The 826-nt window shown below is 65.3% G+C and carries 2 protein-coding genes; both read left to right on the top strand.

Annotated features, from left to right (window positions below; all coding sequences use genetic code 11):
• A partial coding sequence (locus HLA95_RS27560) for a tyrosine-type recombinase/integrase (protein WP_222185160.1) occupies positions 1-594 on the top strand: 594 nt, incomplete at its 5' end.
• A gap of 34 nt (positions 595-628) precedes the next feature.
• Positions 629-826, top strand: a 198-nt coding sequence (locus HLA95_RS27555) for a hypothetical protein (protein WP_222185159.1), incomplete at its 3' end; no start/stop codon positions are given.

Genomic DNA, 826 nt, shown 5'->3' with positions numbered 1-826 from the left:
TCTCTCGGGTCCACATCCCGAGCTTCCACCACAGCCGTTCTGGCTCAGCAACCCATTCTCAAACAGGCTCTGAGCCTTCGGTGGCAGGACGTGGACCTGGCCGCAGGCTGCCTGCGCCTGCCGGACAGCAAGACCGGCGCCAAGGTCATCCCGCTCACGACCGCGGCCCGGGCCTTCCTGGCGGGCCTGCCACGCATGGTGGACGAAGAGGGCACCCTGATCCCCTGGGTCTTCCCAGCAGCTCGAGGCGATGGGCACGCGGTGGGGATCACCAAGGCCTTCGACCGGGTCCGCCGCTTGGCGGGCTTCGACGACGACGTGACACTGCATGTGCTCCGCCACTCCTTTGCCAGCGCCGCGGTGGCGGCCGGCGGGTCGTTGTTCCTGGTCGGCAAGGTGCTCGGGCACAGCAACGCCGCAACCACCGAGCGCTACAGCCACGTGGCGCTCGATCCGGTGCACGCCGTGGCCGAGCTCGGTGGCCAGCGCATCGCGACGGCACTCGCGGCCGGTGAGGCGAAACGCCGTGGGCTGGTTGGCGCAAAGGCGCTGTCGATCAGCGTAGCGCCACGCCGAAGAAACGCAGGGAAATGAAGTGACTGAGTGTCCACCTCCTGGAGCGGAAACCATGAAGGATTACAACTCCACCAAAGAATGGATCCCGTACACTGAAATACTCAAGCGAGCCGGTTATCGAATGGGCGCCCGCCCCTATGATGTTCGCCGAACGCTACTCCGAGCGATCGTCATGCTTGGGAGACTGGCGCGAAAGTCCAAGGTCCGTGGTATGACGACGGGATGTGGCGGATCGGTGGATGCCAATGAC

This window comes from Geminicoccus harenae (assembly GCF_019800005.1).
Lineage (GTDB): Bacteria > Pseudomonadota > Alphaproteobacteria > Geminicoccales > Geminicoccaceae > Geminicoccus > Geminicoccus harenae.
This window is presented reverse-complemented; position numbering and strand designations above follow the sequence as displayed.